8 protein-coding genes are annotated in these 9368 nt (G+C 58.3%); 5 read left to right on the top strand and 3 right to left on the bottom strand.

Features of this window, described 5'->3' with window-relative positions; translation table 11 throughout:
• Positions 1–614 precede the first annotated feature (614 nt).
• Together HY868_03255 and HY868_03250 are read left to right on the top strand one after the other, a co-directional pair.
• Positions 615–1148, top strand: coding sequence for an acyl-CoA thioesterase (locus HY868_03255; GenBank protein ID MBI5301129.1), 534 nt, complete (start codon positions 615–617; stop codon positions 1146–1148).
• A 25-nt stretch (positions 1149–1173) separates the two neighbouring features.
• Positions 1174–2343 carry a pyridoxal phosphate-dependent aminotransferase gene (locus HY868_03250; protein ID MBI5301128.1) on the top strand — a complete coding sequence of 390 codons (1170 nt, stop codon included), beginning with the start codon at positions 1174–1176 and terminating at the stop codon, positions 2341–2343.
• A 146-nt stretch (positions 2344–2489) separates the two neighbouring features.
• Here the strand turns inward: HY868_03250 and hpt are convergent, their stop codons facing one another.
• From hpt to HY868_03235, 3 genes are all read right to left on the bottom strand, one after another.
• Positions 2490–3047 (bottom strand): hypoxanthine phosphoribosyltransferase, encoded by a 558-nt coding sequence (gene hpt, locus HY868_03245; protein MBI5301127.1) that lies wholly within the window; start codon positions 3045–3047, stop codon positions 2490–2492.
• Positions 3048–3107: 60 nt separating this feature from the next.
• Positions 3108–4607: a glycoside hydrolase family 99-like domain-containing protein gene (locus tag HY868_03240; protein MBI5301126.1), complete on the bottom strand. Its 1500-nt coding sequence runs from the start codon at positions 4605–4607 to the stop codon at positions 3108–3110.
• A gap of 122 nt (positions 4608–4729) precedes the next feature.
• Positions 4730–5806 carry a hypothetical protein gene (locus HY868_03235; protein MBI5301125.1) on the bottom strand — a complete coding sequence of 359 codons (1077 nt, stop codon included), beginning with the start codon at positions 5804–5806 and terminating at the stop codon, positions 4730–4732.
• A gap of 233 nt (positions 5807–6039) precedes the next feature.
• Here HY868_03235 and HY868_03230 point away from each other — a divergent pair, with 233 nt between their 5' ends.
• The 3 genes from HY868_03230 to HY868_03220 all read left to right on the top strand — a co-directional run bounded on the left by HY868_03230 (position 6040) and on the right by HY868_03220 (position 9359).
• Positions 6040–6453, top strand: a complete 414-nt coding sequence (locus tag HY868_03230) for an OsmC family protein (GenBank protein ID MBI5301124.1) — start codon at positions 6040–6042, stop codon at positions 6451–6453.
• A gap of 76 nt (positions 6454–6529) precedes the next feature.
• Positions 6530–7444 (top strand): hypothetical protein, encoded by a 915-nt coding sequence (locus HY868_03225; protein ID MBI5301123.1) that lies wholly within the window; start codon positions 6530–6532, stop codon positions 7442–7444.
• A 76-nt stretch (positions 7445–7520) separates the two neighbouring features.
• On the top strand, positions 7521–9359 hold the full coding sequence (locus tag HY868_03220; GenBank protein ID MBI5301122.1) for a DUF4445 domain-containing protein: 1839 nt from the start codon (positions 7521–7523) through the stop codon (positions 9357–9359).
• The last annotated feature ends 9 nt before the right edge of the window (positions 9360–9368 follow it).

Here is a 9368-nt window from a genome sequence, read left to right as displayed (position 1 = left end):
TTGCCGTTATTGCCCAAACATCTCACACGTCAACCTCGGACCAACCGAAACCACCCAATCGCCCGTCAGAGAATCATCCTTGGCGTCGTTCACCGATTGGGCGCGCGCGTTTCAAATCATCCCGGCAACTGACCAATCCGAAAATCTGACGCACACCCTGTGCAATTGGGTGTGCGTCAAAATTTTGGAACACTCAACCTTGCGAAGGTTTTGACGGCAAAACAAATATGATTGCCGTTCAACCTTCGCAAGGTTTTTTCACCACCCAAAAACTTGACGCACACCCTGTGCAATTGGGCACGGTTTTTCAAAAGTCATTTGCAGACTCATCCCCTGCCCCCTTCCCTTATAGGGAAGGGGGTTGGGGGTTAGGTTGGCAAGTGAGTCAAGCGACTTTTGAAAAGCCGTGTGCAATTGGGTGGGCGTCAAAATTTTGAAACACTCAACCTTGCGAAGGTTTTGACGACAAATCAAATATGATTGCCGTTCAACCTTCGCAAGGTTTTTTCACCGCCCAAAATTTTAACGGACACCCTTTGCAATTTCGCGCGAAACGGTTTGCCAGAGCGATTGATTTTGGATATACTGGCGGCATTAATAATCAGGAGTCGAGTATGGCTTTGCCTCACGAAGGTACGGCGGCGAGTCTGGATGTGCGCGGCGGCGATGCGCGCTTGCCGGCAAAATGCGCGTCCGAATCCCAGGTCGTGCTCAATCAACAAATGATGCCGTCCGACGCGAATCCGTTGGGCAATGTGCACGGCGGTTACGTGATGAAACTGGTGGACGAAGCCGGCGCGCTCGCCGCGATGCGGCACGCGCGGCGTCCCGTCGTGACCATCGCGATTGACTCGATGACGTTTCTTTCGCCGGTCAAAGTGGGTCACTTGTTGACCTTGCACGCGTCCGTGAACTGGGTCGGTCGGTCGTCCATCGAAACGGGAGTGCGCGTCGAAGCCGAGAATCCGATCACCGGCGAAATCGTGCACACCAATTCGGCGTACGCGGTGTTCGTCGCGCTCGACGACGAAAGCAAGCCCACCTCAGTGCCGCCGCTCATTCTCGAAACCGACGATGATCGGCGGCGCTGGACCGAAGCCGAAGCGCGGCAAGAGTTACGTCTGGCGCGCGCCAAGCGAAAATCATAACTCGTATTTTTGAAGAGGAGTCATCATGCGAATTGCAACCCGAATGAGCCGATTGGGCACCGAGACCGCGTTCGAAGTGCTCGTCAAGGCGCGCGCGCTCGAAGCGCAAGGGCGCGATATTGTGCATCTCGAAGTGGGCGAACCGGATTTTCCCACGCCCGCGCACATTGTCGAAGCCGGCGTGCGCGCGTTGCGCGACGGCAAAACCAAATATACGCCGAGCCAGGGCATTCCCGAACTGCGCGAGGCGATTGCGCGCCACACCAACGCGACGCGCGGTTTGAACATTTCACCCGATCAGGTCGTCGTCACGCCGGGCGCGAAACCGATCATGTTCTTTTCGATCATGACACTTGCCGAAGCTGGCGACGAAGTGTTGTACCCCGAACCTGGGTTTCCGATCTACGAGAGCATGATTAACTACGTCGGCGCGAAACCCGTGCCGTACCATCTGCGCGAAGAAAACGAATTTCGTTTCGATCCCGACGAGTTTCGCGCGCTCGCCAATTCGAAAACCAAGATGATCATTCTCAACTCGCCGCACAACCCGACCGGCGGTGTGTTCACGCGCGCGGACTTGCAAGTTGTCGCCGAGGTCGCCAACCAGTACGACATTACTGTGTTCACGGACGAAATTTACTGGCAAGTGTTGTACGAAGGCAAATTCGAAAGTCTGCTCTCGATCCCTGGGATGCCGGAACGCACCATCGTGCTCGACGGGTTTAGCAAAACGTACGCGATGACCGGCTGGCGCTTGGGCTGGGGCGTCATGTCGCCCGCGCTCGTGCCGCACATCACGCGCCTGCAGACGAACTCGAATTCGTGCGTGCCGGCATTCACGCAGTCCGCCGGCATCGCCGCGTTGACCGGACCGCAAGACTCGGTGGGCAAAATGGTTGCCGCATTCAAGGAACGCCGGGATGTAATCGTGGAAGGCATGAACACGGTGCCGGGATTCAAGTGCCAGAAACCGCACGGCGCGTTCTACGTGTTCCCGAACACGACGGGGACGGGCTGGGATTCGCGCAAGATGGCGGATTACATTCTCAACGAAGCCGGCGTCGCGTGCGTGAGCGGCACCGCGTTCGGCAAGGCGGGCGAAGGATACGTGCGATTCTCGTACGCGAACTCGTTAGAGAATATCCAAAAAGCGGTGGCGCGTATCCGCGAAGCCGTCGCCAAGATTCACGATTGAAACGAACAACCCGACGATAAAACCGTCGGGTTGTTTATTTTATGCATGTAGGGGCGAGGCATTCGCAGAATGTTGATGCTTGGATCATCACCCATCGAATGCGATGTGACTGGTTGAAGAATTACCGTTTTGCGAATGCTTCGCCCCTACATCGCGCCACCGTACCTTTCGGGGTTCAGCACGCCGATAAAACCCAGGTTGCGATACAGTTCGTTGTAATCCAAGCCATAGCCGACGACGAATTCGTTCGGCACATCAAAACCGATATAATCCAGGTGCACTTCCACTTCGCGGCGGCTGGGTTTGTTGAGCAACGCGCAAATCTTGAGCGACGCGGGTGCGCGCGTTTGCAGATTGTGCGTGATGTAAGACAAGGTGCGTCCCGTATCCACGATGTCTTCGATAATGAGCACGTTGTGATTCTCGATGTTCGAGTTCAAGTCCATCAAGATGCGGACGACGCCAGTCGTTTCGGTGTGCATGCCGCCGTACGACGAAATCGCCATAAAGTCGAACGCGTGGGGAATTCGAATCGCACGCGTGAGGTCGCTCAGAAACAGCACGCCGCCTTTGAGGACGCAGACCAACAACAAATCCTTGCCGGCGTAATCGCGGCTGATCGTTGCGCCGAGTTCGGCGATGCGCGCATCGAGTTGTTCACGCGTGATAAGAATTTTGGCGATGTTGTTGTCGAGATTAACCACGCATTGCTCCTTAGGTTGAAACCCGTTTCCTCCACGCTGGTGAAAACGGGTTTCCACTTGTTAGTATTCAGCCAGGGAGGGTGCGCCGTCGTCCTGAATTGGCATCGAAAGACGCGGCGGTGGTATGTCCAGCGATCTGGTTTCGACGCGCATAATGGGCAGTGTCAGTGTGTCGCCATTCGGCGTGACGAGGTCCGCCGAGATCCAGCCGCGTTTGGTCAGATTGGGAAACGCGATTTGCCACCACTTGTTGTCTTCGCTGCGCGCCAGCAAAGTGACGCCGGCACCTTCGACCAAGCGACCCAGGATTTCCGCGTCCGCCATGGGGGCAGCGCGTACGCGCAGTGTACCGCTGATGCTGACGCGCGCTTGAATCTGAATGGTTGCGGTGGGTTTAGGTGTAACGGTCAGTTTGGCAGGCGCGGGCGATGCGCTTGCGCTACTCGTCGCGGGCGCGGCGGTCGTCGCCGCATCGGCGGTAACGACCGGCGTTAGCGTGCTCGTCGGTTCCGGTGTGGCGGTTGGTTCCGGCGTCGGCGTCACCGTCGGCGTAAAGGTCGCGGTCGGCGTTGACGTGCGTGTCGGTGTTGCGGTGCGCGTGGGCGTCGGCGTCGGCGTCGGCAAACCGGCTTTGTACTTGGCGGCGTACTCGCGCGTGATGTCGAGATACAAATTACCGTACGTCACACTCGGCTCGATCATCGTGCCTTCCGCCCATTCATTCCAACTGGTGATCATGATCCAGTCGGGATAGGTGCTGAACGCGGCTTGCCACATTTCGCGATAGAACGCGCCGTTCTCGCGATCGCGGACGACTTTTTCCGGTTGCGTGGTCTTGCGATTGTCCGCGCCGGGGTTGACCGTGGCGACCCAGATTTTATCCGCGCCGAATTTTTTGATGCGGGGGGGCCACTTGTTTAGTTCGCCGCGCACGTTCTTGGACCACGCGACCATGTAGAGGTGATGCCCGTCGAAGACGCGCTGGTACGTTTCGTCAATGCCTTCGGCGATCCAAATCTGTTTGCGTTGCGGGTCAATATTATTGCGAATGGCGACCCACTCGTCCACCGAGTAGATTTGCTCGCGCCAAAAAAACAAGACCGGTTTGCCATCCACGCGCAGATAGGCGGGATGTTGCATGTGCGTGGATTGTAGGTACTTGAGCGCGTTGACCACGTCGTTTTTGTTGTGAAAGAAGGGCGAGTTGATCTCGATGTCAATGCCGACGGGGAAATACAATCCGCGCGCCTGATCGAGCATCGCTTTGAAGTTGAAATCGGTGGGATTGCCGGGACCCCACCACGAGACGATGAACGAGTCAATGCCGGCTTCGCGCGCTTCGACGATCTGGCGCGCGGTATTGATCGGATCGCGCGACAAGTACTTGAGCGTCGGCATGTCCGGTACGTTTTGCGTCTTCCACGTATTCTCGTCGTACCAATTGTAATAGAACGCGAGAACGAGTGGAGCGCGACGCGCCTGCGCGAAACCGGGAATCGCCAAGGTGATAAAGGCAACGAGGGCAACGGCTACAACGAGGAGTGGTACTAGTCGTTTCATGTTACAACGTCATTTTAACACAAGACGGGCAATGTGACAAAATCAGCCGGCGCAGGCGCGGCGCGGGAAAATAAAACCGGAAGGCAGCGCCGCCTTCCGGTTTCGGTAGAAATGAAATTGCGCTACCGCGCACGCAACCACATGCTGGCGAGACCGATTGCCGCGATTGCGCCAATGCCGAGTACGGCGACGAACCACGGCGCGTCGCTCGTCGTTCGCGTGTGCAGGGATGAAAGCGTCACGGCGGTCGGCGCGCCGTTGTCGGTAATCGCCCACAGCGAAAAACTGGCGACATTCGTCGCGGAGACGTACGGGTTGGTCCCGCCGGTTGTCACGCTGCCGGTTTGCAAGACCCACCGCCCGTTCACCTGTTTTAACGCGCGCATGTTCGCTTCGACGAGACCGGCGGGCGCGACTTCGCTCGTCGCATAGTGCAGTTGGAGCGTTCCGGTAAAAATGGGCGCGCCGTCGGCAGTGATGCTGTAGGTACGCGGAAGCGCGCGCGTTAGACCAGCCGGCGTACTCTTGGCGAGATTGATCGTGATAAAAGTGGGCGCGGTGGTCAACGTCGAAAAATTGACGAGCGTGCTTTCGTTGTTAAACGTGTAATTCGTCCCGGTTGAGAACGCATGGGCGCGCCGAACATTCCCGACGACATCGCCGCCGGACGCGGTGACCGTCGCGCCACTCGCCAGGTCGAGCGTATTCGAGCCGGTATTCAAATCGCCGGCGGACAACGCGAGCGCGCCGTTCACCGTGACATTTCGATTCAGCGCAACGCCAGCCGCGTTGTTGATCGTCAGGTTGTTGAAAGTGATTGCGTTCGCGCCGCCAATGCTCTGCGTAGCCGATCCGCCAAACGCGATGTTGGGTGTGGTCAGCGTTCCATCATTCGTCAAGTTGCCGGCAAGTGTGAGCGTGTTCGCGCCGGTGCTTAGACTGCCAGCGGTGTCAATCGTCACATTCGCCGCGGAGGTGCTCCCGGCGAGAGTCACCGGTCCCTGAAGGTACACATCATGCGTCGCGCTCGGCGTCGTGCCCGACGTACAGAATTGCCACGTGGCAGGAGTCGCCCAATCGCCGCCGCCGGTCGTGCTGACACAAATCGCTTGCGGCGCGGCAAACGCCGGCGTGGATGAAACCAGCATCCCCACCATGCCTAAGAGCACTAGTAGTCCGATCAAAATTGCGCGTTGCATAAAATCCTCCTTGGAATTGTGTAAAATAAGAAATCGCCGCGCGTAGATAACTCTCGGCGGCGATCATCACCGTGAAATTGGATTCAGTATAAACTGTGAACTGGGGATGGGTCAATAGGATAAGAGCACGAATCGTTAAGGTTTTTTTACCGAATCGGCATTGACACGCGAATCTGTCCGGTGTAAAAAGGATGCCATTGTGAAAAGAAAACTCTAGGATGAAGGAGGAAAAAATGGCAATTCGACACGCACAAGCAGTGTGGACGGGAACGCTGCGCGAAGGTTCGGGCACGATGAAGTTCGCCAACTATAACGGTCCGTACACCTGGGCATCGCGCTTTGAATCCGGCGCCGGCACCAACCCGGAAGAATTGGTCGGCGCCGCGCACGCGGGATGCTACTCGATGTTCTTGTCCTCGTTGATTACCAAAGCCGGTTTCAAGCCCACGCGCATTCAAACGACCGCGACGGTTCATCTCGAAGAAGGTCCGACGATTACAAAGATTGAACTAAACACCGACGCCCACGTGCCGGAACTCGACCCCGCCAAGTTTCAGGAACTTGCCGCGCAAGCCAAAGCCAACTGTCCTGTGTCCAAGGCGCTGGCAAGCGTCAACATCCAGCTCAACGCAAAACTGATCGGCTAGCAGTTGGCGAGGGCGGCATCGCGATGCCGCCCTCTGCTTTATCCTGAGGTGTGGTATACTCACGGCGGAGGTGCGTATGTTTTTTGCGCGAGGATTTGCGTTCATCGCGTTGATGATCGCGCTGACCAGTTGCGCCGCGCCGATGATTCTCACCCCAACACGCGCGCCGATTGCGCCAACCGCGCTGCCAACGCCGCAAGCCACACCGTTCGTCGAGGTCGCGCTGTTCGGCGAAAGCGGGCAAGGCGCGCTTACCACGGCGGTCGGCAACACGATCACCGTCACACTCGCATTTCGTCCGTCGCAGCGTACCGTTTTGCGCGCGAGCGATGGCACGCCGACGACCGTCACGACGGATTGGAAAAACCACACCGTCGCGCAGATGCGTTATTGCATCGGTCAGGGCTGTGCGCTGACGACCGAGTGGCTCGCGTTTGCCGAACGCGTGAATATGCGCGTCCCGGTGGACTGGGTCGGCTTGCGCGAGTACAGCATCACCGCACAGTTTCGCGATGCCAACGGCGCGAACATCCCCGCCGGCTTTGCGTTGAGCGAAAGCGCAACGCGCGCGCTGCCGATCACCGGCATCGTTGACGAACGCACGCCGAATGCCGCGCGTCCACCCGCGTTGCAAACCGTCGTGACGCACGCGCAGAACGAATTTCCGGTCGTCGGCAAACTTCAAGTCGGCGAGCGCCCGATTGCCGGCGGCAAAGCGGGTACGCGACTCGACATCAAAGTAAAATTCGAAGCGGTGAGTCCGCGCGGCGACGTGAAAGAGATGCGCGTCAAGCTGGATCGTCTGGGACGTTGCTTGACGCCGGACGAAATGCAGGACGCGCGCTGGGAGCCGTTCGCCGCAGAAAAAATTTATCCGGTCACCATCGCGATCAACTGGCAATCCTTTCGCGCGCACGTCCAGTATCGCGACGCGGCGGGAAATCTATCGCCGGTCTATTGCGGCGAGATCGCGATTGAAGGAATGCCGTGAGATTTTTTTTGACAGACCGCGTGTGGTCGCGCTATAATCGCGCCACTTGTTCGTTACACTCCTTTGGCAAAATCGAATGAAACATCCAATTACATTTCTTCCGCAAAATCTCATCACGCATGCGCCCGAAGGCACGACTGTGTTCAACGCGGCGAACTGGGCAGGACTGGCGATTGACAGCACGTGCGGCGGACGCGGCACGTGCGGTAAATGCAAAGTGCAATTTGAAAACGGCGCGACCGCGATTACCGACTCGGATCGCAAATATCTTGCCGAGTCCGATCTCGCGGAAGGGTGGCGACTCTCTTGCCGCGCGCCGATTCACGGCGAGTGCGTCGTCAACGTGCCGCGCTTGATGACGTCGCCCAAAGCCGCGCTGCTTGGCTATGGTCGCCACGTCGCGCTCAGCCCGAACGTCGCGAAAATTTTTCTGCAATTGGACGAGCCGACGCTCGACGACCAACGTTCCGATCTCCAACGCGTGATCGTCGCGCTCGACCACGAAGGATACCAGGTTCACGCCGATCTCGCGGTGTGGCGCGCGCTGCCGCAAACATTACGCGGGAGCGATTTCAAAATCACTGCGATTGTGTGCGGCGACGAACTGATCGCCGTCGAGTCGGGTGACACACGCGCACACATTTACGGACTTGCGCTCGACATCGGCACGACGACGGTAGTCGGCGCGATAGTGGACCTGAACACCGGCGCGGTCGCGGCGGTGAAATCCACACTCAACGGGCAAGCGATGTACGGCGCGGACGTGATCTCGCGCGCGAGTTTCACGATGCTCGAAGATAACGGCGTCGAGATTCTGCAAGCGCGCATCGTCGAAACGATCAACACGTTGTTCGACGAATTGCTCGCCATGTCCAGCGTCGCGCGCGAAAATGTGTACGAGTGCGTCGCAGTCGGCAACGCGACGATGATCCATTTGTTGCTCGGCATCACGCCGGAACCGATCGCGGTCGCGCCGTTCATCCCCGCGGTCGAGCAGTCGGTCACACTGCCCGCGTGCGAAATCGGTTTGCGTTTGCATCCGCGCGCGCGGCTAAGTTTGTTGCCGCATCTCGGTGCATATGTCGGCGCGGATATTGTCGCGGGCGTGCTCGCGACCGGGCTGGCGCGCAACGAAGACGAAAAGTGGCGGCTGTTCATTGACGTTGGCACGAACGGCGAAATCGTGCTCGGCTCGGTCAAGCGCACGATCTCGACCGCCGCGCCGGCGGGTCCCGCGTTCGAAGGCGCACAGATCAAATCGGGGATGCGCGCGAGCGACGGCGCGATTGAAGGTGTGATGATTGACGACGATGTGCATCTGCAAATCATCGGCGGCGATGTGAAACCGATTGGCATTTGCGGTTCGGGACTCGTGGATGCGGTCGCGCAGTTGATTCAAGCCGGACTCGTAGATTCGACCGGGCGCTTGTTGACCGCGGATGCATTGCGCGGACGCGTGACCGATAACCTGCTCGCGCGCTTGGTCGAGGTGGAAGGTGTGCGCGCGTTCTTGTTGAGCGACCCCGCCGACGGCATCGTATTGACGCAACCGGACATTCGCGCGTTGCAATTCGCCAAAGCCGCGATTTCGTCCGGCGTGGATGTCTTGATGCAAAACCTCGGTATCACCGCGAACGATCTGCACGAAGTGATGCTCGCCGGTTCGTTTGGTTCGTACATCAATCCGGCGAGCGCGCGGCGCATTGGCTTGGTGCCCTGGGTGCCAGTCGAGCGCATCGTCGCAGTTGGCAACGCCGCGGGTGAAGGCGCGAAGATCGCGCTGCTCTCGTTCCGCGAGCGCGAAGCGGCGAATCGCATTCCGGAATTGGTCGAGTATCTCGAACTCTCCGGGCGACCTGAATTCAACGATATATTTACGGAGGCGCTGTCTTTTCCCGATTCCCAAAATCAATAAAGGAGCAAC

The sequence above is a fragment of the Chloroflexota bacterium genome (assembly GCA_016219275.1).
GTDB lineage: Bacteria > Chloroflexota > Anaerolineae > UBA4142 > UBA4142 > JACRBM01.
This window is presented reverse-complemented; position numbering and strand designations above follow the sequence as displayed.